This is a genomic window from Streptomyces spinosisporus (genome assembly GCF_022698145.1).
In the GTDB taxonomy this organism is placed as follows: domain Bacteria; phylum Actinomycetota; class Actinomycetes; order Streptomycetales; family Streptomycetaceae; genus Streptomyces; species Streptomyces spinosisporus.
Genome location: NZ_JALDAX010000031.1, coordinates 38,517 through 61,333 on the forward strand (window position 1 = coordinate 38,517; position 22,817 = coordinate 61,333).

Consider the following 22,817-nt stretch of genomic DNA (forward strand, 5'->3'; position numbering starts at 1 on the left):
CGTGGGCCGGCGGGGCTGCGTGGGCGGCCGGGCCGTCAGTGGTGAAGGATCTTCGACAGGAAGTCCTTGGCGCGGTCGCTGCGCGGATTGCTGAAGAACTGATCGGGCGCAGCCTCTTCGACGATCCGGCCGTCCGCCATGAAGACCACGCGGTTTGCAGCCGATCGTGCGAATCCCATCTCATGGGTGACGACGATCATGGTCATGCCGTCGCGGGCGAGCTGCTGCATGACCTCGAGGACCTCGTTGATCATCTCCGGGTCGAGCGCCGACGTGGGCTCGTCGAAGAGCATGACCTTCGGGTCCATGGCCAGGGCGCGTGCGATGGCGACGCGCTGCTGCTGGCCGCCGGAGAGCTGCGCCGGGTACTTGTCCGCCTGTGTGGCCACGCCGACCCGGTCCAGCAGGGCCCGGGCCTTCTCCTCGGCCGCCTTCTTGTCCATCTTGCGGACCTTGATCTGGCCCAGCATCACGTTCTCGAGCACGGTCTTGTGCGCGAAGAGGTTGAAGGACTGGAAGACCATGCCGACGTCGGCGCGCAGCCGGGCCAGCTCCTTGCCCTCCTCGGGCAGCGGCTTTCCGTCGATCGCGATCGCGCCCGAGTCGACGGTCTCCAGCCGGTTGATGGTGCGGCACAGCGTGGACTTTCCGGACCCGGAGGGTCCGATGACCACGACGACCTCGCCGCGGGAGATCGTCAGATCGATGTCCTGCAGCACATGCAACGCCCCGAAGTGCTTGTTGACGCTCTTCAGGACGACAAGCTCGCCTGCACTGGCCACGTCTTCCTTGGCCACCGATACTTCGGTCATCGCTCTCAGGCTCCGTCCACCTCGGTTTCGCAGGACAGTAGTAACCCGCGGCGACCAGCGTCATTACATCTGAGGGGAATCTGAGCATCACGATCCGATAGCAATCGGACACGTGTCGTAGCAGTTCTCCGTGGGCGCGTATCGGCCGGATAACGGAAGCGGCGCTCAACCGGAACCCACTTGACGCCGTCGTCGTCCATCAGCGTGACTGCCTTGGGGCACGCGCGCGTGCGCGCGCATTTTGTATCCATCCTGATCGTACGGCCTATGAACCGAAGGAGGACCGGATGAGGCTGCTCCTCGTCGAGGACGACAACCACGTGGCCGCCGCTCTTTCTGCGGTGCTGGCACGGCACGGTTTCGACGTCACCCACGCGCGCAGCGGCGAGGAGGCGATCCAGGCGCTCGTTCCGGAGAGTGACGGCTTCGGCGTCGTCCTGCTCGACCTGGGACTGCCCGACCAGGACGGCTACGAGGTCTGCGGCAAGATCCGCAAGCGCACCAGCACCCCGGTGATCATGGTCACCGCCCGCTCCGACGTCCGCTCCCGCATCCACGGCCTCAACCTCGGCGCCGACGACTACGTGGTGAAGCCGTACGACACCGGAGAACTGCTCGCGCGGATCCACGCCGTCAGCCGGCGCACCTCCCACGAGGACGCCGCCTCGGGCGCCGACAGCGAGCTGCGCCTCGGGTCCGTGCTCATCGAGCTGCCCACCCGGCAGGTCAGTGTGGACGGTTCGGTTGTCCAACTGACCCGCAAGGAGTTCGACCTTCTCGCCCTGCTCGCGCAGCGCCCCGGAGTCGTCTTCCGGCGGGAGCAGATCATCAGCGAGGTGTGGCGCACCAGCTGGGAGGGGACCGGACGCACCCTGGAGGTGCATGTGGCGTCCCTGCGCGCCAAACTGCGCATGCCCGCCCTGATCGAGACCGTACGCGGCGTCGGCTACCGGCTCGTCGCCCCCTCCTCGTAGCGTGCACGGGTGCACACACGTCTTCTTCCGCTGCTCATCGTCCTGATGGCAGCCGTGCTGCTCGCGCTCGGCATTCCGCTGGCCGTGAGCGTGGCCGCCACGCAGCAGCAGAAGGTGGTCGTCGACCGGATCGACGACACGGCACGCTTCGCGTCCCTCGCCCAGTTCGTCACCGACGCCTGCAGCTCCACGCGTACGTCCACGGACGAGCGCCTCGAAACCCTCACCAGCGAACTGGCCAGCTACTACGGCGTCTACGGCATCAAGGCCGGCGTCTTCTGCCGTACCGACGTCCCCATGACCCAGGCGCCGCACACCTTCTATCTACCCAACGAGGGCGAGGTCCGCGACGCGTTCGCCGAGGCCCTGCTCAGCCGCCGCAGCCACGACCCGGAGCAGGTGTGGCCCTGGCAGCGCGGCCGTCTCGTCGTCGCCTCCCCGGTCATCCGGGACGGTGACGTCGTCGCGGTCGTCGTCACCGACTCGCCCACCGGGCAGCTGCGCTCACGCATCCTGCACGGCTGGCTGATCATCGGGGCGGGCGAGATCGCCGCGATGCTGCTGGCCGTCGGCGCCGCGCTCCGGCTGACGGGGTGGGTGCTCAGGCCCGTACGGGTGCTGGACGCCACCACCCACGCGATCGCGAGCGGCCGGCTGAAGTCGCGGGTCGCGGCCGCGGGCGGGCCGCCGGAACTCAGACGCCTGGCCCGGGCGTTCAACGAGATGGCGGACAACGTCGAGGACGTCCTGGAGCAGCAGCGCGCCTTCGTCGCCGACGCCTCGCATCAGCTGCGCAACCCGCTCGCCGCGCTGCTGCTGCGGATCGAACTGCTCGCTCTCGAACTGCCCGAGGACAACGAGGAGATCGCGTCGGTGCGCACCGAGGGCAAGCGCCTCGCCGAAGTACTGGACGATCTGCTCGACCTGGCCCTGGCCGAGCACACCGAGGCCGATCTGCGGACCACCGACATCGGCGCGCTGACCGCCGAGCGCGTCGCCGCCTGGACACCGACGGCCGAGGCCAAGGGCGTGACGCTGGTGGGGGACTGCCCGCCGACCACGGCCTGGGCCGACCCGGTCACCCTCTCCAGCGCGCTGGACGCGGTGATCGACAACGCGGTCAAGTTCACGCCCGAGGGAGAGTGCGTCGAGGTGACGGTCGCCGCCGACGGCGACGTCACGAGCGTCGTGGTCAGCGACAACGGCCCGGGCCTGACCGACGAGGAACTCGGCCGGATCGGCGACCGCTTCTGGCGCAGCGGCCGCCACCAGAACATCAAGGGCTCCGGCCTCGGCCTGTCCATCTCGCGCACCCTGCTCGCGGCCGGCGGCGGCTCCATCTCCTACGCCCACCACGAACCGCACGGGCTGACGGTGCGGGTGTCGGTGCCGCGGAGCAGTCCTACGGCCTGACTGAGCACAAGCGGTCCTACGGCTTCTACGGCTTGACCGAGCGGTAATAGCGCCGTGCGCCCTCGTGCAGTGCCAGCGGGTCGGTGTAGATCGCGGTGCGCAGGTCCACGAGCTGGGCGGAGTGCACCCGGGTGCCGATCCCGTCCCGGCTCCTGAGCACGGTGCGGGTCACCCACTCGGTGAGCCTGGGGTCCACGTCCGCGCGCGTCATCAGCAGGTTGGAGACCGCGAGCGTCGGCACGGCGACCCCGTTCTGGACGCTGGGGTAGGCCGACTCCGGCATGTTGGTGGCGCGGTAGTAGCGGGTGGCACCGCCCTGGTCGTGCAGCTTGGCCACGAGTTCGGGCCCGATCGGCACGAACCGGAGGGTGAAGCGGTCCGCGAGCTGCTGCACCCCCACCGTGGGCAGTCCGCCCGACCAGAAGAACGCGTCGATCTTGCCCTGCCGCAGGCGGTCCGGGCCGGTGTCGATGCCGTCGGAGAACGGCGTGATGTCCTTCTTCGCGTCGATGCCGGCCGCCTTGAGCACCCGGTCGGCGATCAGCCGCACACCCGAGCTGGGCGGCCCGACGGCCACCCGCTTGCCCTTCAGGTCCGCGACCGAGGCGATGTCCGAGTCACGCGGCACGACGAGCTGCACGTAGTCGTCGTAGAGCCGGGCGACACCGCGCAGCCCGCTCGCACCGGTCCGGTGTTCGAGCTTGTACGTCTCCACGGCGTCGGCCGCCGCGATGGTGAAGTCGGCCTCGCCGTCCGCCACGCGCGTGACGTTCTCCTGCGAGCCGTCGCTGGTCTTCAGCGTGACCTCGAGGTCGGGCATGTCCTTGTCGAGCGCGTTGCGCAGGAGCATGGCGTACTGCTGGTAGACCCCGGCCTTCGTGCCCGTGCTGATGGTGATCGTCCCGCTCGGAGCCGTGTCGCCCAGGGGCAGCAGCCACCACAGCAGCAGCCCGAGGACGACGACGCCGGCGGCCGCGCCCTCGAGGACACGGTGCCGGCCGACCCGGGGGAACATCTTGGACATGCGTGGGATCCTGCCAGTCGCCGTACGGTGCTGACCAGGGCGGGAGTCACAACGGGATCGCAACGGGATCACGTCGGGCGTTGTCAGTGCCGGTCGCTACAGTCGCCGTTATGAGCTCATCGCCCGCCGACCTGGTCCGCCAGTTCCACCTCGCCGTAGGGCTGGACGCCCGCACCACGCCCACCGAGATCCCCGCCCCGCTGGCCGCCCACCGCGGAGAGCTGCTCGCCGAGGAGGCGGCGGAGGTCGCCGAGGTGGCGGTCACCGGCCCGCTCGACAAGCTGGCGCACGAACTGGCCGATGTCGTCTACGTCGCCTACGGCACGGCCCTGGTCCACGGCTTCGACCTCGACGCGGTGATCGCCGAGATCCACCGCTCCAACATGACCAAGCTGGGCCCCGACGGCCAGGTCGCCCGCAGAGCCGACGGCAAGATCCTCAAGGGCGAGCACTACGACGCCCCGGACGTGTCGGCCGTGCTGCGCCGTCAGGGGTGGGCGCCCGACGCGTGAGCGTCAGGACTCGCCGACCGACGCTCCTGCCTCGGCCGCTCCCGCCTCGGCCGGCTCCGCCGTCTGCGAGGAGCGCTTGCGGGCGGTTCGGCGCCCGCCCAGGCGCCTCGCCAACGGCTCCGTATAGCGCGCGGTCAGCGGCCCGAGGACGACCAGGATGAGGACGTAGGCGGTGGCGAGCGGCCCGAGCGACGGTTCGATGCCCGCGCCGACCGCGAGCCCGGCGATGACGATCGAGAACTCGCCGCGCGCCACCAGCGCCCCGCCCGCGCGCCAGCGGCCCCTGACGGAGATGCCGGCCCGCCGTGCCGCCCAGTAGCCGGTGGCGATCTTCGTCGCCGCCGTGAGCAGGGCCAGCGCCAGCGCGGGCAGCAGCACGGGCGGGATGCTCGCCGGATCGGTGTGCAGCCCGAAGAAGACGAAGAAGACGGCGGCGAAGAGGTCCCGCAGGGGGCTCAGCAGGGTGTGCGCGCCCTCCGCGACCTCGCCGGACAGGGCGATCCCGACGAGGAAGGCACCGACGGCGGCCGACACCTGGAGCTGCTGCGCGACGCCCGCGACCAGGATCGTCAGACCCAGCACGACGAGCAGCAGCTTCTCCGGATCGTCGTTGGAGACGAACCGCGAGATGACGCGTCCGTAGCGCACGGCGACGAAGAGGACCAGCCCGGCCGCCCCCAGCGCGACCGCCAGGGTCACGCTCCCGGCCAGCAGTCCGGCACCGGCCACGAGAGCGGTCACGATGGGCAGGTACACCGCCATCGCCAGGTCCTCCAGGACCAGCACGCTGAGGATCACCGGGGTCTCCCGGTTGCCGACCCGGCCCAGGTCGCCGAGGACCTTCGCGATGACACCGGACGAGGAGATCCAGGTGACTCCGCCCAGCACCACGGCGGCCACCGGGCCCCAGCCGAGCAGCAGGGCGGCCACCGCGCCCGGCACGGCGTTCAGGGCGCAGTCGACCAGGCCCGACGGGTAGTGCGCTTTGAGGTTGGTGACCAGGTCACCGGCCGTGTACTCGAGGCCGAGCATCAACAGCAGCAGAATGACGCCGATCTCGGCGCCGATGGCGACGAACTCCTCGCTCGCCCCGAGCGGCAGCAGACCGCCCTCGCCGAAGGCCAGCCCGGCCAGCAGATACAGCGGGATGGGGGAGAGCTGGAAACGGCCGGCGGCCCGGCCGAGCAGACCGAGGCCGAGCAGGATGGAACCGAACTCGATCAACAACACCGCGGAGTGCACGGTTCACTCCCGCCCGAGTATCGCCGCGGCGGCGTCCACGCCCTCGCGTGTGCCGACGACGATCACGATGTCACCGCCCGCCAGCCTGAAGTCGGGCGTCGGCGACGGAATCGCCTCGGCGCGGCGCAGCACCGCCACCACGGACGCGCCCGTCTCGGTCCGCATCCGGGTCTCGCCCAGCACCCGCCCGTTCCAGCGCGAGGCCGCAGCCACCTCGATCCGCTCGGCGACCAGACCCAGATCGGACGTGTACAGCAGGCTCGCGCTGTGGTGGGAGGGCTTGAGTGCGTCGATCAACGCGCCCGCCTCGGAACCGGTCAGCCGCAGCGAGTGGGCACAGGAGTCGGGGTCGTCGGCGCGGTACATGTTCACGGTGCGGGCACCGTCGCGGTGCGCCACCACGGACAGATGGCGTTGGTCACGGGTCACCAGGTCGTACTGAACCCCGATACCCGGCAGCGGCGTCGCCCTCAGTCGTGGCGCAGACACGTTTCTCCCCTTGATCCGGCGTCATGGTCATGAGCTGCCGGTGATCAACCGGCCCGCTCGAATGCTGTCATCCGGCCGTACGGTGGCGACATGGGTGACGTGACGGATATACGCGGGCAGATGCCTGGGGCGAGGCTGGCCGGAGCCGTAGGGGGAGAGCCCGCTTGGTCCGGCAGAAGAGGGAGAACCGTGTCGCTGTTCTGGCGGATCTTCTCCCTCAACGCCGCGGGCCTGATCGTGGCCGCCGCCCTGCTGCTCGGCCCGGTCACCGTCTCCACACCCGTCCTGCCCGCCGAGGCGCTGGTCGTCGTCGCGGGCCTGGCCCTGCTGCTGGCCGCCAACGCGATGGTGCTGCGCCTCGGTCTCGTCCCGCTACGACGGCTCGGCCGGGCCATGGCCACCGCGGACCTGCTGCGCCCCGGAGCCCGCGCGGTCGTCGCGGGACCGGCGGAGGCGGCCGAGCTGATCACGACGTACAACACGATGCTCGACCGGCTGGAGAGCGAACGCGCGGCCGGTGCGGCCCGTGCCCTGTCCGCGCAGGAACGCGAACGGCAGCGCATCGCACGCGAACTGCACGACGAGGTCGGCCAGACCCTGACCGCCGTGCTCCTCCAGCTCAAGCGCGTCGCCGACCGGGTCCCCGAGGAGCTGCGCGCCGAGGTCGGCCAGGCACAGGAGGCCACCCGGGCGGGCCTCGACGAGATCCGCCGCATCGCCCGCCGGCTGCGCCCCGGCGTCCTGGAGGAACTCGGCCTGGTCAGCGCCCTGCGCTCGCTCGCCGCCGAGTTCACCACACACGGACTGACCGTGCGCCACCACGTCGCCGGCGATCTGCCCCCGCTGACCGAGGAGTCGGAACTGGTGGTCTACCGCGTGGCCCAGGAAGGGCTCACCAACACCGCCCGGCACGCGCGTGCCGACCGCGCCGAGGTCCGGCTCCAGTCATGCGCCGACGGTGTCGAACTCCTCGTGCGCGACAACGGCAAGGGCCTCGGCAGCGCCCAGGAGGGGGCCGGAATCCGCGGCATGCGCGAACGGGCGCTCCTTGTGGGCGCCGACCTCTCGCTCGCACCGGGCCCCCAGGAGGGCACCGACGTACGGCTGCGCATACCCGTCGCGGCGGGAGGCCGCTCATGACGCTCCCCGCCATGACGTCCCCCGCGCGCGTGCTGCTCGCGGACGACCACGCGCTCGTACGCCAGGGGGTACGGCTCATCCTGGACGGCGAGCCGGATCTCACGGTCGTCGCCGAGGCGGGCGACGGAGCGGAGGCGGTCGAGCTGGCACGCGCGCGTGACGTCGATCTGGCCGTCCTGGACATCTCGATGCCCCGCATGACGGGCCTCCAGGCGGCCCGCGAACTCTCCCGCCGACTGCCCGGCCTGCGCATCCTCGTCCTGACGATGTACGACAACGAGCAGTACTTCTTCGAGGCGCTCAAGGCCGGAGCCAGCGGCTACGTCCTCAAGTCCGCCGCCGACCGCGACCTGGTCGGGGCCTGCCGGGCGGCCGTACGGGACGAGCCGTTCGTGTACCCGGGGGCGGAGCGGGCCCTCGTCCGCTCCTACCTGGAACGCCTGCACCGGGGCGACGACCTGCCCACGCGCGCGGTCACCGAGCGCGAGGAGGAGATCCTCAAACTGGTCGCCGAGGGGCACACCTCGAAGGAGATCGGCGAGCTGCTCTTCATCAGCGCCAAGACGGTCGAGCGCCACCGCGCGAACCTGCTGCACAAGCTCGGCATGCGCGACCGCCTCGAACTCACCCGCTACGCGATCCGCGCGGGCCTGATCGAGCCCTGAGCCGCCGGTTGTCCACAGGCCGACCGGAGGCACTTCCGGCACCGCCTACCCTTGTCACATGAGCAGCATCGACCGGAGCCAGGCAGTGGGCGTGAAGACCTACGAAGTGCGCACCTACGGGTGCCAGATGAACGTCCACGATTCCGAGCGATTGTCGGGACTGCTCGAAGACGCCGGTTATGTGCGCGCCCCCGAGGGCTCGGACGGCGACGCGGACGTCGTGGTCTTCAACACCTGCGCGGTGAGGGAGAACGCCGACAACAAGCTGTACGGCAACCTCGGCCACCTCGCCCCGAAGAAGGCCGCGCGCCCCGGCATGCAGATCGCCGTCGGCGGCTGTCTGGCGCAGAAGGACCGCGACACCATCGTGAAGCGGGCGCCCTGGGTGGACGTCGTCTTCGGCACGCACAACATCGGCAAGCTCCCGGTCCTGCTGGAGCGCGCCCGCGTGCAGGAGGAGGCCCAGGTCGAGATCGCCGAGTCCCTGGAGGCGTTCCCGTCCACCCTGCCGACCCGGCGCGAGAGCGCGTACGCGGCATGGGTGTCGATCTCCGTCGGCTGCAACAACACCTGCACCTTCTGCATCGTCCCGGCCCTGCGCGGCAAGGAGAAGGACCGCCGCCCCGGCGACATCCTCGCCGAGGTCGAGGCCCTGGTCGCCGAGGGCGTCTCGGAGATCACGCTGCTCGGGCAGAACGTGAACGCGTACGGCTCCGACATCGGCGACCGCGAGGCCTTCAGCAAGCTGCTGCGCGCCTGCGGTCAGATCGAGGGCCTGGAGCGCGTCCGCTTCACCTCGCCGCACCCCCGTGACTTCACGGACGACGTGATCGCGGCCATGGCCGAGACACCGAACGTCATGCCGCAGCTCCACATGCCGCTCCAGTCCGGCTCGGACACCGTCCTGAAGGCGATGCGCCGTTCGTACCGCCAGGAGCGCTACCTGGGCATCATCGAGAAGGTGCGCGCCGCGATTCCGCACGCGGCGATCACGACCGACATCATCGTCGGCTTCCCCGGCGAGACCGAGGAGGACTTCGAGCAGACGCTGCACGTCGTCCGCGAGGCCCGGTTCGCCCAGGCCTTCACCTTTCAGTACTCCAAGCGCCCCGGCACCCCGGCGGCGACCATGGAGGGCCAGATCCCCAAGAAGGTCGTCCAGGAGCGGTACGAGCGTCTCGTGGCCCTCCAGGAGGAGATCTCCTGGGAGGAGAACAAAAAGCAGATCGGCCGCACCCTGGAGCTGATGGTCGCCGAGGGCGAGGGCCGCAAGGACGGCACGACGCACCGCCTGTCCGGCCGCGCCCCCGACAACCGCCTGGTCCACTTCACCAAGCCCGAGCAGGAGGTGCGCCCCGGCGACGTGGTCACAGTCGCGATCACCTACGCCGCCCCGCACCACCTCCTCGCCGAGGGCGCCGTCCTCGACGTGCGCCGCACGCGCGCGGGCGACGCCTGGGAGAAGCGCAACGCGGCCGAGGCGGCCAAGCCCGCGGGCGTCATGCTGGGGCTGCCGAAGATCGGCGTCCCCGAGCCGCTGCCGGTCGCCACGGGCAGCGGCTGCGGCTGCGACTGACCGGGAGGCTGCGAGGCGGGGACACGCAGAGAGACGCCGGGACACCGGGGCGTACGCTGCCGATCATGCTTGTCGCCGCCGCCGTCTGCCCCTGCCCACCGCTGCTCGTACCCGAGGTCGCGGCGGGCGCCGCTGCCGAACTGGACGCCGCCCGGAGCGCGTGCACCGACGCGCTCGGGGTGCTCGCCGCTTCCCGGCCCGACCTGCTGGTGGTCGTAGGACCCGCCGAGCAGAGCGGACGCGGCGCGCACCCGCAAGGGGCGCGAGGCTCGTTCAGCGGCTTCGGCGTGGACGTCCACGTACGGCTGGGCGTACCGCAGGCACCGGGCGCGGAGGCGGAGCGGGTCCTGCCGCCCTCCCTCGCCGTGGGGGCCTGGCTGCTGCAGCGGATCGGATGGGCGGACGCACCGATCGAGGGACTCGGTGTGGGGGAACCTCTCGCGCCCGAGCGGTGTATCCAAGTCGGAAGGGACATCGCGACCCGTGCCGCGCGGGTGGCACTGCTGGTGATGGGCGACGCCAGCGCCTGCCGCACGCTCAAGGCCCCCGGTTACCTCGACGAGCGGGCGGCCCCCTTCGATGCGGAGGTCGCGCGTGCGCTGGGCGCGGCGGACGTGACGGCCGTCGAGGAGCTGGACGCCGAGCTGGCGTACGAACTGCAGGCGTCGGGCCGGGCCCCCTGGCAGGTGCTCGCGGGCGCCGCCGAGGGCGCGGGCCTGAGCGGCGCCCTGCTGTACGAGGACGCGCCGTACGGCGTGGGCTACCTGGTCGCGACCTGGTCGTAGCAGACGGACCGCGAGGGCGGGACGGCGGGCATGCGAACGGGGCGGGCACGGCGGACGGCCGGGAGCCCTCAGGCCCCGCGGCCGTCCGTCGGTGTGCCGTGCTGCCGGTCAGGAAGCCGGCGGTGGCGAGTCCGGCGCCGCCGCCGTGCCGCTGCCCGTCCCCGGGTCGTCCTTGTGCGCGAGTCTGTCCATGGCGCCCTTGGCCTTGCCGGTCCCGGTCTGGATCCGGTCGCTGTACTTGCCCTTGGTCTTCTCGTCGACGACCTGCGCGGCCCGGTCGAGACCGTGGGCGATCTTGTCCCCGTGCTGCTGCGCGAGGCCGGACATCCTGTCCTTGGCCGGGGAGAGCTTGCCCTTCAAATTGTCCAGAAGACCCATGGTCCACCTTCCGTCGTCCCGGGCTCGCTCGCCCCAGGGGCCGCCTCCGGAGCGTCCCTTCGGCTCGCTCGCGCGGAGCGGTTACGTGCGGGCGTCCTCGCCGGCCTCGCTGTCGGCCGCCGCGTCGGCGGACTGCTGCTTGGGAATCTCGACGCCCTCACCGGACGTGTCGCGGGAAGCGTCCTCGGCGGCCTCCGCCGCGTCCGGCGCGCGCTCACTCCCGCTCTCGGCCTCGGTGCCGGCCTCGACCTCGGCCTCCGCCGACCCCTTCGCCGCTGCCGCCTCCTCGGCCGCAGGCTCGGCCGCCGTGGATTCGGCCGACGGTGTGCCGGCCTGTGCCTCGGCGGTTGACGCCTCCTCCGTAGTCTTCGACCTCCGGAGAAGTCGTGCGAAAACGCCCATATCCACTCCATACGTTACTCGTGCGGGCGAAATCCCGCGTCGTCCGGTGCGCCCGTTTGCGTCGCCCGGGTCGCCGTCACCCGAAAACCGACGGCGAGAACCTCGCAACGGGCAACGACCCCGCCCCTGCGCCGTCACGTAACTCGTTCGAGGAGCGCCTCGGGGGTTTGCGAGACTGGTCCGGTGAGCAGCGCACCCCCCGCCCCCCGAGTCATCGCCGTCGTCGGACCCACCGCGGCCGGAAAGTCCGATCTGGGTGTTTTTCTCGCCCAACGCCTGGGCGGGGAGGTCGTCAACGCCGACTCCATGCAGCTCTACCGGGGGATGGACATCGGCACCGCCAAACTGACGCCCGAGGAGCGCGGCGGCGTACCGCACCACCTCCTGGACATCTGGGACGTGACGGTCACGGCGTCCGTCGCCGAGTACCAGCGGCTCGCCCGCGCCAGGATCGACGCACTGCTCGCCGACGGCCGCTGGCCGATCCTGGTCGGCGGCTCCGGCCTGTATGTCCGCGGGGCCGTCGACAACCTCGAGTTCCCCGGCACCGATCCCGAGGTCAGGGCACGCCTGGAGCAGGAGCTCACGCTGCGCGGCTCCGGAGCGCTGCACGCCCGCCTGGCCGCCGCCGACCCCGGTGCGGCGCAGGCGATCCTGCCCAGCAACGGCCGCCGTATCGTCCGGGCGCTCGAGGTGATCGAGATCACCGGCCAGCCCTTCACCGCCAATCTCCCCGGGCACGACTCGGTCTACGACACCCTCCAGATCGGCGTCGACGTGGCCCGTCCCGAGCTCGACGAGCGCATCGCCCGCCGGGTCGACCGCATGTGGGACGCGGGGCTCGTGGAGGAGGTGCGCGCGCTTGAGGCGCGAGGACTGCGCGAGGGGCGTACGGCCGCGCGGGCGCTCGGCTATCAGCAGGTGCTCGCGGCGCTTGCGGGGGAGTGCACGCTCGAGGAGGCGCGGGCCGAGACCGTGCGAGCCACCAAGCGCTTCGCGCGCCGCCAGGATTCGTGGTTCAGGCGCGACCCACGGGTGCACTGGCTCAGTGGGGCTGCGGCGGATGTCACAGAACTTCCGCAGCTCGCAATGGCCTTGGTCGAACGACCGGTTACAGCCTGATCACGTCATGGCATCGGGACGCTCCGGCCGTCATCCCGGCCTTCGGCGCCGTGCCATCATCGAGCTTCGATCGACCAGTGGAGTCCTAGTTGGGAGGGCGCGTGGCGATGGAGGCCGGCCCTCGCGACACCGCACGAAGCACCGAGCCCCTCACCGCCGAAAGCGGTGATCAGGAGCAGGACGAGGACCGTCTGAGCCCTGACGGGCCCGACGACGCACAGGGCGGAGTCACTGCCGACGGCCCGGAGCCCGACGAGATGTTCGCCGGTGGCCCCGAGGTCGAGGTGGAGCTGCGCCCGCAGCGGCGGCTGCGCATCTGGCAGCTCGCCCCGATCGTCGCCCTGGCCGCGGTCGGCTCCCTGATGTTCGCCTTCCCGCTCGCTTTCGACTTCGGCGACAGCGGCGCGGTGATCGCCATGCTGGGGCTGCTGATCTGCTCCTGCGCCGCAGGCTGGGGGATGATGGCCGCGCGCCGCGTGGGCTACACCTGGCCGGGACTGCCGCAGCGGGGTTCCGGGCGCAGACCGGACTGGCGGGTCGTGCTGGCGTACGTCGTGGTCGTCGCGGCGGTCGTGGTGCTCGCCGTGTGGCGCGTGGCCCGGTTGCGCTGACGATCACGCGCGCGGGGTTGTCGTAGCCACACCGTACGATCGAGGCATGAGCACGCGGATCGCCTTCCTCAAGGGGCACGGCACGGAGAACGACTTCGTGATCGTCCCGGACCCCGAGAACGCCATCGACCTGCCCCCGGCCGCCGTCGCCGCCCTGTGCGACCGCCGCGCGGGCATCGGCGGCGACGGTCTGCTGCACGTCGTGCGGTCCGCCGCTCACCCCGAGGCGCGGCACATGGCGGCCGAGGCCGAGTGGTTCATGGACTACCGCAACGGCGACGGCTCGGTCGCGGAGATGTGCGGCAACGGCGTGCGCGTCTTCGCGCGCTACCTCCAGCGCGCCGGACATGCCGGCGAGGGGGACCTCGCGATCGCCACGCGCGGTGGCGTGAAGAGCGTGCACATCGACAAGGACGGCGACATCACCGTCGGCATGGGCAGGGCGCGCCTTTTCGAGGGGGACGTCACCGTGAGCGTGGGCGAGCGCAGCTGGCCCGCGCGGAACGTGAACATGGGCAATCCGCACGCGGTCGCGTTCGTCGACGACCTCGCGCACGCCGGCAATCTCTACGCGCCGCCGCCGTTCAGCCCGGCCTCCGCCTACCCGGACGGCGTGAACGTCGAGTTCGTGGTCGACCGCGGTGACCGGCACGTCGCGATGCGCGTGCACGAGCGCGGCTCCGGCGAGACCCGCTCCTGCGGCACGGGCGCGTGCGCCGTCGCCGTGGCCGCCGCCCGCCGGGACGACGCCGACCCCGCCGTCACCGGCACCCCGGCGACGTACACCGTCGATGTGCCCGGGGGAACGCTGGTGATCACCGAGCGGATCGACGGCGAGATCGAGATGACCGGGCCCGCGGTGATCGTCGCAGAGGGTGAGATCGACCGCGAGTGGCTGGAAAGGATCGCCCATTGAGCGGGGCGGTGGCTTGCGATCGCAGGCGTGTGCGCCGGATGGTGCACGCGTCAACTACCCGTGCGACGACCGGGCGTTCGAAACCACGGCCGTTCGCCTTTCACATGGCGCGAAATCGTAAACCTACAGACCTTCGCTCGAATGGGTGATCCGTTTCACGCTCGGCGAGAGGCGGTCGGTCGCACGTGATGGGCTCGGTAGCATCAAGCACCGGCCCGGGCGGGGGACCGTTGCCATCCCCTGAGCCGTGTCCGTCCTGGGGCACCCCGTCCGCCGGTCGATGCAGCCGGAGGTGCCCATGAGTGCGGAGGCGACCAACCCCGCGACCCCAGGTCCGGTAGCAGGCTCTGCCGCGCGCTGGCGAGCGCGCATCGACCTGCGCCGCCTCGGCCGTGCCGCGCTGCTCGGCCCCACCGCCCGTGACCGGCTGCCCAGTGCCATCAGCCACGTCGTCGACGCCCATCGCGCTCACTACCCGGGCGCCGACCTCGAACCGCTGCGCCGCGCCTATGTGCTGGCCGAGTCCTCGCACCGCGGCCAGATGCGCAAGAGCGGCGAGCCGTACATCACGCATCCGCTCGCGGTGACCCTGATCCTCGCCGAACTCGGCGCCGAGACCACCACTTTGACGGCCTCTCTGCTCCACGACACCGTCGAGGACACCGATGTGACCCTCGATCAGGTCGGCGAGGAGTTCGGGGCGGAGGTCCGCTACCTCGTCGACGGCGTCACGAAGCTGGAGAAGGTCGACTACGGCGCCGCCGCCGAGCCCGAGACCTTCCGCAAGATGCTCGTCGCCACCGGCAGCGACGTCCGTGTGATGTCGATCAAACTCGCCGACCGGCTGCACAACATGCGCACCCTCGGCGTCATGCGCCCCGAGAAACAGGCGCGCATCGCCAAGGTCACCCGGGACGTCCTCATCCCGCTCGCCGAACGGCTCGGCGTCCAGGCGCTCAAGACCGAGCTGGAAGACCTCGTCTTCGCCATCCTGCACCCCGAGGAGTACGAGTACACGCGGGAGTTGATCGTCGACAACGCCTCCCGCGCCGACGACCCGCTCGCCGACATCGCCGACGAGGTGCGCGGCGTCCTGCGCGAGGCCGGCATCCAGGCCGAAGTCCTCATCCGGCCGCGGCACTTCGTCTCCGTGCACCGCGTCGCCCGCAAGCGCGGCGAACTGCGCGGAGCCGACTTCGGCCGCCTGCTGGTCTTGGTGAACGAGGACGCGGACTGCTACGGCGTCCTCGGCGAACTGCACACCTGCATGACCCCCGTGGTCTCGGAGTTCAAGGACTTCATCGCCGTCCCCAAGTTCAACCTGTACCAGTCGCTGCACACCGCGGTCGCGCGCCCGGACGGTCAGGTCGCCGAAGTCCTCATCCGCACCCACCAGATGCACAAGGTCGCGGAGGCCGGCGTCGTCGCACTCGGCAACCCGTACGCCCCGGCGCCCGACGATCCTGCCGACGGCGAGCGCGTCGACCCCACCCGGCCCGGCTGGCTCTCCCGCCTCCTCGACTGGCAGGAGGCCGCGCCCGACCCCGACACGTTCTGGTCCACCCTGCGTGAGGACCTCGCCCAGGACCGCGAGATCACCGTCTTCCGGCCGGACGGCGGCACGCTGGGCCTGCCCGAGGGCGCCAGCTGTGTCGACGCCGCCTACGCGCAGTACGGCGAGGACGCGCACGCGTGCATCGGCGCCCGCGTCAACGGCCGCCTGGCAACGCTGAGTACGGTCCTGCGGGACGGCGACACGGTCCAGCTCCTGATGGGCCAGGACCCCGCCTCCGAGCCGTCCAGGGAGTGGCTGGAGCACGCGCACACGGCCGCCGCCCGTATCGCCATCCAGCGCTGGCTCGCGGCCCACCCGACTTACGAGGGCGCGCAGGAGAGCGAGCCCGAACGGCTGCCGGCGATCGAGGAGGCGCCTGCGGCCGCTCACCGGCCCGCCGGTGAAGGCGCTGCCCTGCGCTCCACCACCGACGACATCGTCGTCGACCGGCCCGGCGCGACCGTACGCCTCGCCGGGTGCTGTACGCCCGTGCCTCCCGACGAGGTGACCGGCTTCGCCGTACGCGGCGGTGTGGTCACCGTCCACCGCGTCGAGTGCGCCGCGGTGGAGCGCATGAAAAGCGCGGGGCGCCCCGAGGTCGGCGTGCGCTGGGGCGACACCACCGAGTGCCGGGTCACGCTCCTTGCCGAATCGTTCGGCCGCCCGCACCTGCTGGCGGACCTCACGGAGGCCATGGCCCTCGAAGGCGCCGAGATCGTGTCCGCCACCGTCGAACCCCCCAGCCAGCAGCGCGTTCGCCACACCTACACGGTCCAACTCCCCGACGCAGCCCACCTGCCCGCCCTCATGCGCGCCATGCGCAACGTACCGGGCGTGTACGACGTGAGCCGGGCGCATACGCCGGGGGCGTGAGGGCGGGAGCGGGGGGTGCGGCGGGAGACCGCCGCGCCCGGGACCGCGCGACCTGTCGACCCATTCGGGTGGGCCGGTCGCGAGTCGTCGCTGTGTGGGGGGTGTGCGCTGATAGCGGTGATCCATGCTGCTCACCCCTCGCTCCCAGACCACGGAAACGGGCACTGGCGGCCCCCGGCCCGCCAACCCGTCACGGTTTCGTCGTAGGCCACAGGGATCGCGCCGCCTGAAGGCGACCGCGCTGCTCGCCTCCGCCGTCTCCGTCTGCCTTCTCGCCGCCGGCGCGCCGGCCGCCCCCGAGGGCGTCGGTGACCGCCTCTTCCCGCACCTCGGCAACCCCGGGTACGACGTGCAGTCGTACGACCTCTCGTTCACGTATCCCGGCAGCAACAGCAAGCCGCTCCGGGCCGTCACCACGATCAACGCGCTGACCACCACGAGCCTGGACCACTTCAACCTCGACTTCGCGCACGGGAAGGTCGAGTCGGTGACGGTCGACGGCCGACCGGCCAGGTTCGCCGGCGCGGGCGAGGACCTCGTCGTCACGCCCGAGAGCCCGCTGCCCGTGGGCAGCTGGACGCGGATCACCGTGCGGCACACCAGCGACCCGGTGCCCGCGAAGGGCCAGGACGGCGGCTGGGTGCAGACCTCGGACGGCCTGGCGATGGCCAACCAGGCCGATGCCGCACACCTGGTGTTCCCGTGCAACGACCACCCCTCCGACAAGGCGCTGTTCAAGATCAGGATCACCGCCCCCAACGGCTACACGGCCGTCGCGAACGGAGTGCAGACCGACCGGGAGCGGGCCGGCAGGACGACCACGTGGACGTACCGCACCCGGCACCCCATGGCCACCGAGCTCGCCCAGGTCTCCATCGGTCGCTCCAGCGTGCTGCGCCGCACCGGGCCGCACGGCCTGCCCGTACGCGACGTCGTACGCACCGAGGACCGCAAGGAACTCGAACCGTGGCTCGCCAAGACCCCCGCCCAGATCGCCTGGATGGAGAGCAAGGTCGGCCGCTACCCCTTCGAGACGTACGGCCTGCTCATGGCCGACGCGTCCACCGGCTTCGAACTGGAGACGCAGACGCTCTCTCTCTTCGAGAGAGAGCTCTTCAGCGGCGACACCTACCCCGACTGGTACGTCGAGTCGATCATGGTCCATGAGCTGTCCCACCAGTGGTTCGGCGACAGCGTCAGCCCGCGCACCTGGTCCGACCTGTGGCTCAACGAAGGACACGCCACCTGGTACGAGGCCCTGTACGCGCAGGAGAAGGCCGGCAAGCCCATGGAGAAGCGCATGAAGGCCGCGTACGCCGCCTCCGACGGCTGGCGGGCCGACGGGGGCCCGCCGGCCGCGCCCAGGGGTCCCGAGCACGGTCAGAAGATCAGCATCTTCCGGCCGAACGTCTACGACGGGGCCGCGCTCGCGCTTTACGCGCTGCGCCAGGAGATCGGTAAGCCCGCCTTCGAGCAGCTGGAGCGGAGCTGGGTGAGCCTCCACCGCGACGGAACGGCCTCGACCGCCGACTACGAGCGGCTCGCCTCCCAGATCTCCGGACGCGACCTGAGCGGCTTCTTCAAGGCCTGGCTGTACGGCGAGAAGACCCCGCCGATGCCGGGTCACCCGGACTGGAAGTCGGACGCACCGGACGCGAAGAATCCGAAGCCCGCCAAGGCCTCCAGCACCGCCAAGCCCGAGCATTAGGGCCTCGGAATGAGGCTCGGAATGGGGCTCGGAAGGGGCTCGGAATAAGGCGATGACGAGACGAGCCGTGCCGTGCGACCATCTTCGGGTCCGCGGCTCGCGGTCCCGGGAATCTCCCGGGGTACTCGTACGTTGTGTGTATCGAGTCATTCCCATCGACGTAAGGATCCAATGACCTCCTCTTCATCCCCTTCCCAGGACACTGAGCGCTTCGCGCACAACTACGCCGAAGGTCTTCGGGCCGATGCCCTGATGGAAGAGGACGTCGCCTGGAGCCACGAGATCGACGGAGATCGGGACGGCGACCAGTTCGACCGTTCGGACCGCGCGGCCCTGCGCCGCGTGGTGGGCCTTTCCACAGAGCTCGAGGACGTCACCGAGGTCGAGTACCGCCAGCTCCGCCTGGAGCGGGTCGTGCTCGTCGGTGTCTGGACCACGGGCACGGTGCGTGACGCGGAGAACTCCCTCGCGGAGCTCGCCGCCCTCGCGGAGACCGCGGGCGCGCTCGTGCTCGACGGCGTGATCCAGCGCCGCGACAAGCCGGACGCCGCCACGTACATCGGTTCGGGCAAGGCCACAGAGCTGCGTGACATGGTGCTGGAGACCGGCGCGGACACCGTCATCTGCGACGGTGAGCTCAGCCCGGGCCAGCTCATCCACCTCGAAGACGTCGTCAAGGTCAAGGTCATCGACCGTACGGCCCTGATCCTCGACATCTTCGCCCAGCACGCCAAGTCCCGAGAGGGCAAGGCGCAGGTCGCTCTCGCGCAGATGCAGTACATGCTGCCGAGGCTGCGCGGCTGGGGTCAGTCGCTGTCCCGTCAGATGGGCGGCGGCAAGGGCGGCGGCCTCGCCACCCGTGGTCCCGGTGAGACCAAGATCGAGACGGACCGGCGACGGATCCGCGAGAAGATGGCGAAGATGCGCCGGGAGATCGCGGAGATGAAGACGGGCCGCGAGATCAAGCGCCAGGAGCGCAAGCGCCACAAGGTGCCCTCCGTCGCCATCGCGGGTTACACCAACGCCGGCAAGTCCTCGCTGCTCAACCGCCTGACGGGCGCGGGCGTCCTGGTCGAGAACGCACTGTTCGCGACCCTGGACCCGACCGTCCGCCGCGCGGAGACGCCCAGCGGCCGTCTGTACACACTGGCGGACACGGTCGGTTTCGTCCGGCACCTGCCGCACCACCTGGTCGAGGCGTTCCGCTCCACCATGGAGGAGGTCGGCGAGTCCGACCTGATCCTGCACGTGGTGGACGGCTCGCACCCGGACCCGGAGGAGCAGCTGGCCGCCGTGCGCGAGGTGATCAGGGACGTCGGCGCCACCGACGTGCCGGAGATCGTCGTGATCAACAAGGCGGACGCGGCCGACCCGTTGACCCTTCAGCGGCTCCTGCGGATCGAGAAGCGCGCCATCGCCGTCTCGGCCCGCACCGGCCGGGGCATCGCCGAACTGCTGGCCCTCATCGACAACGAACTGCCCAGGCCGTCCGTCGAGATCGAGGCGCTGGTGCCGTACACCCACGGCAAGCTGGTGGCCCGCGCCCACGACGAGGGCGAGGTGATCTCCGAGGAGCACACCCCGGAGGGCACCCTGCTCAAGGTGCGGGTGCACGAGGAACTCGCGGCGGAACTCCAGCCGTACGCGCCCGTGCCGGCCCTCTGATCCAGAGCGATCCACAGCGAGCGGCGACGAAACACAGCGATCGGCAACGCGAAGGCCCGCCCCCTGCGACAGGGGGCGGGCCTTGTGCGTTCCGGCGTCACTGACCGCCGTAGGTCTCACTCATGTTCTCGTACAGCTCCTGCGCGCCCTTGCCGAGCTGCGGGCCCGCGAGCCAGGTGTTGTTGGACGGGCCGATGGAGGTGTTGGACACCAGCTCGGTCTTGCCGTTCACCACGCGGAACCAGCCACCGCCGGACGAGCCGCCCGTCATGGTGCAGCCGATGCGGTACATCGTCGGCAGCGAGGGGCTCAGCGAGAGCCGGCCGGGCTGGTCGATGCAGCGGAACATCTTCAGGCCGTTGAACGGCGGAGCCGCCGGGTAACCCCAGGCGCCCATGCTCGACACCTCGCGCGGCGCCGGCGCCGAGAAGTCCACGTCGAGGGCCGCGCCGACCGTCTCCTCAAGGGACTTGGTGCCCCGCTCCGGCTTCACATGCAGTACGGCGTAGTCGTACGCGGCACCCGCGCCGCCCGTCTCCGAGCCGCCCTGGATCCACTGGTTGGAGGTGGAGGCCCAGTCGGCCCAGAACTGGCCGTAGGGAGCGACCTGTGAGGAGTCGGCGCTGCTGAGCTGGGACTCCGACAGGCCTTGGTCGTTGTAGGCCGGCACGAAGGCGATGTTGCGGTACCAGCCGCCGCCCTGGCCCGCGTGCACGCAGTGGCCCGCCGTCCACACCAGGTTCGACTTGCCCGGGTGGTTGACGTCCTTGATCACCGTGCCCGAGCACACCATCGAGCCCTCGGGGGAGTCGAAGAAGACCTTGCCGACCGGGGCCGCGTGCTCGTGGTACGGCGTCTTCTCGGCCTGGGCCCGGACCGGAGCCGGCTCAGGATCGCTGACGCCCTGGTCGGCGGCCGCGTCCTTGGTGGAGACCGTCTTGTTGGCCTCCTTCGCGGACTGCATCCGCTCCGGCTTCCACAGGCCCTCGATCACCGGGTTGACGAAGTCCTTGGCCTGGCTGAGCCACTTGTCCTTGTCCCAGTCCTTCCAGCCGCCCTTGGCCCACTCGTCGACGTCGATGCCGTGGTCCTTGAGCTTGCTCGCGATGTCGGACGGGATCTTGAGCTTGCCGTCGCCGCCGCTCGCCGAGGCGGTGATGGTGGCGTCGGGCTTGTCGCTCGAGGTGTCGTCCGAGCCGTTGCACGCGGTCGCGGTCAGCGCGAGCGCCGCGACCAGGCCGGTGGCGGCGAGAGTCGTGCGGTGGGTGCGGTGGGTGCGGTGGGTGCGGTGCGTGAGATGGGTGCGTCGGCCGCGTGATGGCGCTGCGGGCGTACGAGTGGAACGCATGGTGCGGTAACCCCCGTTGGAACGTATGTATGTCATGTGCTTGCCAGTTTCTGAGTCGAGCGTCGAGCCGGTCCCTGGGAAGCGACACCCCACTATGCCCGTGGGGTTGAGGGCGAACAGGGGCGGGACAGTGAAGGTTTCTGTGAGGCGTCCCGCCCCTGTCTGTGCCTATCGGCCGTTCACTGCCCGGCGAACTTCTTGCTCACAGAGTCGTACACACCCTTGGCCACGTCACCCAGCCGCGGCCCCGCCAGCCAGCCCGAGGTCACCGGGCCGATCGACGTGTTGGACACCAGCGCGGGCTTGCCGTCCGAGCCGGTGGCCACCCAGCCGCCGCCGGAGGAACCGCCGGTCATGGTGCAGCCGATGCGGTACATCGTCGGGGCCGCGGTGTTGATCGACAGACGGCCCGGCTTGTCCGTGCACTGGTACAGCTTCTGGCCGTCGAACGGTGCGGCGGCCGGGTAACCGGTCGCCGTGATGCTGGGAACCTTCGGCACGGCCGGGGCGTTGAAGCCCACAGGAAGCGCCGAACCGACCGTCTCCTCCAGTGACTTGCCGTTGCCGCCCTTCTCCGGCGTCACATGGATGACGGCGTAGTCGTAAGGCGCACCGTCACCGCCCGTCTCACCGCCCTGCTCGATCCACTGCTGGGACGTCTGCGCCCAGTCGGCCCAGTAGACGCCGTAGGGGGCGACCTCTTCCCTGGTCGCGTTCTGCAGCTGATCGGCGTCCTTGCCCGAGTCGTTGTACGACGGCACGAACGCGACGTTGCGGTACCAGCCGCCCTTCTTGCCGGCGTGCACACAGTGGCCCGCCGTCCAGACGAGATTCGACTTGCCCGGATGGGCCGGGTCCTCCACGACCGTTGCCGAGCAGACCATCGTGCCCTCGGGGGAGTCGAAGAACACCTTGCCGGCCGTCGCGGCGTTGGCGTGGTACGTAGGCGCCACGGCCTTGGCGTCCACCGGCGCCGGCGTCGGGTCGGTCACTCCCTGGTCACCGGAGAGGTCGTTGTCGTCGACGCCCCGGTCCGGGTCGTTCGCGTCCCGCATCCGGTCCGGGTCCCACAGGCCCTTGATGATGGGGTTGACGAAGTCGTTGGCCTCGCGCAGCCAGTCGTCCTTGTCCCAGTTCTTCCAGGCCCCGTCCTTCCACTTGTCGATGTCGATCCCGTGCTCCTTGAGCTTGTTCCTGATGTCGTCCGGGATCTTGATCTTGCCGTCGCCCGTGTCGTCGGCGCCGGCCGCCGAGGCGGATGCCGCCTGGCCGTCGGCCTTGTCGTCCCCCGAGTTGCAGGCGGTGGCGGTGAGCGCCAGCACCGACGCGAGGGCAACCGCGGCGACGACGGGGGAGGTTCCGCGGCGCGTACCCCTGTCTCGCCGGACGTGGAATGACGGCCGTGTGGATCGCATGGTCTGAACTCCCCCTGAGGTGAACGTACGGGCCGACCCGGCCTCGGCGGCCCGGCTCGGCAGCCTGCCCTGGAACGGCATCACACACTATGCGGTCGCTGTGGGCGGGCGCCGACGGAACGGCAACGGTTTCGCTACGGAGTGCCTGATCAGGCAATTCGTCTGGATAGGAGGGTGGTTGGTGGAGTTGGC

General features: G+C 70.7%; 21 protein-coding genes. 13 read left to right on the forward strand and 8 right to left on the reverse strand.

Going from position 1 to position 22,817, the window contains the following annotated elements; genetic code table 11:
* Window positions 1–35 precede the first annotated feature (35 nt).
* Window positions 36–812 carry an amino acid ABC transporter ATP-binding protein gene (locus tag MQN93_RS41835; protein ID WP_016432267.1) on the reverse strand — a complete coding sequence of 259 codons (777 nt, stop codon included), beginning with the start codon at window positions 810–812 and terminating at the stop codon, window positions 36–38.
* A gap of 287 nt (window positions 813–1,099) precedes the next feature.
* On the opposite strand from MQN93_RS41835, the gene MQN93_RS41840 reads away from it, so the two are divergent.
* Together MQN93_RS41840 and MQN93_RS41845 are read left to right on the forward strand one after the other, a co-directional pair.
* Window positions 1,100–1,786: a response regulator transcription factor gene (locus MQN93_RS41840; protein WP_242713612.1), complete on the forward strand. Its 687-nt coding sequence runs from the start codon at window positions 1,100–1,102 to the stop codon at window positions 1,784–1,786.
* Between the two features lie 9 nt (window positions 1,787–1,795).
* Entirely contained in the window at window positions 1,796–3,199 is a 1,404-nt protein-coding gene (locus MQN93_RS41845) for a HAMP domain-containing sensor histidine kinase (RefSeq protein WP_242713613.1), read from the forward strand.
* Window positions 3,200–3,224: 25 nt separating this feature from the next.
* Here MQN93_RS41845 and MQN93_RS41850 read toward each other — a convergent pair whose 3' ends face one another.
* Window positions 3,225–4,223, reverse strand: coding sequence for a TAXI family TRAP transporter solute-binding subunit (locus tag MQN93_RS41850; RefSeq protein WP_016432264.1), 999 nt, complete (start codon window positions 4,221–4,223; stop codon window positions 3,225–3,227).
* Between the two features lie 110 nt (window positions 4,224–4,333).
* On the opposite strand from MQN93_RS41850, the gene MQN93_RS41855 reads away from it, so the two are divergent.
* A complete protein-coding gene (locus MQN93_RS41855; RefSeq protein ID WP_016432263.1) occupies window positions 4,334–4,735 on the forward strand; it encodes a pyrophosphohydrolase domain-containing protein in 402 nt (133 codons plus the stop codon).
* Window positions 4,736–4,738: 3 nt separating this feature from the next.
* On the opposite strand, the gene MQN93_RS41860 is transcribed toward MQN93_RS41855, so the two are convergent.
* Entirely contained in the window at window positions 4,739–5,977 is a 1,239-nt protein-coding gene (locus MQN93_RS41860; RefSeq protein ID WP_242713614.1) for a cation:proton antiporter, read from the reverse strand.
* A 3-nt stretch (window positions 5,978–5,980) separates the two neighbouring features.
* Complete coding sequence (locus MQN93_RS41865; RefSeq protein WP_016432261.1) at window positions 5,981–6,466, reverse strand: cation:proton antiporter regulatory subunit; 486 nt, start codon at window positions 6,464–6,466, stop codon at window positions 5,981–5,983.
* A 189-nt stretch (window positions 6,467–6,655) separates the two neighbouring features.
* Between MQN93_RS41865 and MQN93_RS41870 the strand changes: the two genes are divergently transcribed.
* The 4 genes from MQN93_RS41870 to MQN93_RS41885 all read left to right on the forward strand — a co-directional run bounded on the left by MQN93_RS41870 (window position 6,656) and on the right by MQN93_RS41885 (window position 10,632).
* Window positions 6,656–7,606, forward strand: a complete 951-nt coding sequence (locus tag MQN93_RS41870) for a sensor histidine kinase (protein WP_242713615.1) — start codon at window positions 6,656–6,658, stop codon at window positions 7,604–7,606.
* An 11-nt stretch (window positions 7,607–7,617) separates the two neighbouring features.
* Window positions 7,618–8,271 (forward strand): response regulator, encoded by a 654-nt coding sequence (locus tag MQN93_RS41875; RefSeq protein ID WP_037781077.1) that lies wholly within the window; start codon window positions 7,618–7,620, stop codon window positions 8,269–8,271.
* 58 nt (window positions 8,272–8,329) lie between these two features.
* Entirely contained in the window at window positions 8,330–9,847 is a 1,518-nt protein-coding gene (miaB, locus tag MQN93_RS41880) for a tRNA (N6-isopentenyl adenosine(37)-C2)-methylthiotransferase MiaB (protein WP_242713616.1), read from the forward strand.
* A gap of 65 nt (window positions 9,848–9,912) precedes the next feature.
* Entirely contained in the window at window positions 9,913–10,632 is a 720-nt protein-coding gene (locus MQN93_RS41885; protein ID WP_242713617.1) for a class III extradiol dioxygenase subunit B-like domain-containing protein, read from the forward strand.
* 108 nt (window positions 10,633–10,740) lie between these two features.
* Here MQN93_RS41885 and MQN93_RS41890 read toward each other — a convergent pair whose 3' ends face one another.
* Window positions 10,741–11,010 carry an antitoxin gene (locus MQN93_RS41890; protein WP_016432256.1) on the reverse strand — a complete coding sequence of 90 codons (270 nt, stop codon included), beginning with the start codon at window positions 11,008–11,010 and terminating at the stop codon, window positions 10,741–10,743.
* A gap of 81 nt (window positions 11,011–11,091) precedes the next feature.
* A complete protein-coding gene (locus MQN93_RS41895; protein WP_242713618.1) occupies window positions 11,092–11,412 on the reverse strand; it encodes a hypothetical protein in 321 nt (106 codons plus the stop codon).
* A gap of 183 nt (window positions 11,413–11,595) precedes the next feature.
* Here MQN93_RS41895 and miaA point away from each other — a divergent pair, with 183 nt between their 5' ends.
* From miaA to hflX, 6 genes are all read left to right on the forward strand, one after another.
* On the forward strand, window positions 11,596–12,534 hold the full coding sequence (miaA, locus tag MQN93_RS41900) for a tRNA (adenosine(37)-N6)-dimethylallyltransferase MiaA (protein WP_016432254.1): 939 nt from the start codon (window positions 11,596–11,598) through the stop codon (window positions 12,532–12,534).
* Window positions 12,535–12,641: 107 nt separating this feature from the next.
* Entirely contained in the window at window positions 12,642–13,145 is a 504-nt protein-coding gene (locus MQN93_RS41905) for a hypothetical protein (protein ID WP_016432253.1), read from the forward strand.
* A 46-nt stretch (window positions 13,146–13,191) separates the two neighbouring features.
* Window positions 13,192–14,061, forward strand: a complete 870-nt coding sequence (gene dapF, locus MQN93_RS41910) for a diaminopimelate epimerase (protein ID WP_242713619.1) — start codon at window positions 13,192–13,194, stop codon at window positions 14,059–14,061.
* Window positions 14,062–14,359: 298 nt separating this feature from the next.
* The gene (locus MQN93_RS41915) at window positions 14,360–16,489 is read left to right on the forward strand and encodes a RelA/SpoT family protein (RefSeq protein ID WP_242713620.1); all 2,130 of its coding nucleotides are present in this window, start codon (window positions 14,360–14,362) and stop codon (window positions 16,487–16,489) included.
* Between the two features lie 124 nt (window positions 16,490–16,613).
* Window positions 16,614–18,197, forward strand: coding sequence for a M1 family metallopeptidase (locus tag MQN93_RS41920; protein ID WP_242713621.1), 1,584 nt, complete (start codon window positions 16,614–16,616; stop codon window positions 18,195–18,197).
* A gap of 171 nt (window positions 18,198–18,368) precedes the next feature.
* The gene (gene hflX / locus MQN93_RS41925; protein ID WP_016432249.1) at window positions 18,369–19,862 is read left to right on the forward strand and encodes a GTPase HflX; all 1,494 of its coding nucleotides are present in this window, start codon (window positions 18,369–18,371) and stop codon (window positions 19,860–19,862) included.
* A 97-nt stretch (window positions 19,863–19,959) separates the two neighbouring features.
* On the opposite strand, the gene MQN93_RS41930 is transcribed toward hflX, so the two are convergent.
* Window positions 19,960–21,210 (reverse strand): trypsin-like serine peptidase, encoded by a 1,251-nt coding sequence (locus MQN93_RS41930; RefSeq protein WP_078516508.1) that lies wholly within the window; start codon window positions 21,208–21,210, stop codon window positions 19,960–19,962.
* 179 nt (window positions 21,211–21,389) lie between these two features.
* Window positions 21,390–22,625, reverse strand: coding sequence for a trypsin-like serine peptidase (locus MQN93_RS41935; RefSeq protein ID WP_016432247.1), 1,236 nt, complete (start codon window positions 22,623–22,625; stop codon window positions 21,390–21,392).
* Window positions 22,626–22,817: the final 192 nt, after the last annotated feature.

Coding starts and splice junctions, on each gene's coding strand:
- MQN93_RS41895 (WP_242713618.1), bottom strand. CDS start 11,412: ATGGGCGTTTTCGCACGACTTCTCCGGAGGTCGAAGACTACGGAGGAG.
- dapF (WP_242713619.1), top strand. CDS start 13,192: ATGAGCACGCGGATCGCCTTCCTCAAGGGGCACGGCACGGAGAACGAC.
- MQN93_RS41935 (WP_016432247.1), bottom strand. CDS start 22,625: ATGCGATCCACACGGCCGTCATTCCACGTCCGGCGAGACAGGGGTACG.
- MQN93_RS41885 (WP_242713617.1), top strand. CDS start 9,913: ATGCTTGTCGCCGCCGCCGTCTGCCCCTGCCCACCGCTGCTCGTACCC.
- MQN93_RS41920 (WP_242713621.1), top strand. CDS start 16,614: ATGCTGCTCACCCCTCGCTCCCAGACCACGGAAACGGGCACTGGCGGC.
- hflX (WP_016432249.1), top strand. CDS start 18,369: ATGACCTCCTCTTCATCCCCTTCCCAGGACACTGAGCGCTTCGCGCAC.
- MQN93_RS41930 (WP_078516508.1), bottom strand. CDS start 21,210: ATGCGTTCCACTCGTACGCCCGCAGCGCCATCACGCGGCCGACGCACC.
- MQN93_RS41840 (WP_242713612.1), top strand. CDS start 1,100: ATGAGGCTGCTCCTCGTCGAGGACGACAACCACGTGGCCGCCGCTCTT.
- MQN93_RS41915 (WP_242713620.1), top strand. CDS start 14,360: ATGAGTGCGGAGGCGACCAACCCCGCGACCCCAGGTCCGGTAGCAGGC.
- MQN93_RS41850 (WP_016432264.1), bottom strand. CDS start 4,223: ATGTCCAAGATGTTCCCCCGGGTCGGCCGGCACCGTGTCCTCGAGGGC.
- miaB (WP_242713616.1), top strand. CDS start 8,330: ATGAGCAGCATCGACCGGAGCCAGGCAGTGGGCGTGAAGACCTACGAA.
- MQN93_RS41890 (WP_016432256.1), bottom strand. CDS start 11,010: ATGGGTCTTCTGGACAATTTGAAGGGCAAGCTCTCCCCGGCCAAGGAC.
- MQN93_RS41875 (WP_037781077.1), top strand. CDS start 7,618: ATGACGTCCCCCGCGCGCGTGCTGCTCGCGGACGACCACGCGCTCGTA.
- MQN93_RS41855 (WP_016432263.1), top strand. CDS start 4,334: ATGAGCTCATCGCCCGCCGACCTGGTCCGCCAGTTCCACCTCGCCGTA.
- MQN93_RS41905 (WP_016432253.1), top strand. CDS start 12,642: ATGGAGGCCGGCCCTCGCGACACCGCACGAAGCACCGAGCCCCTCACC.
- MQN93_RS41835 (WP_016432267.1), bottom strand. CDS start 812: ATGACCGAAGTATCGGTGGCCAAGGAAGACGTGGCCAGTGCAGGCGAG.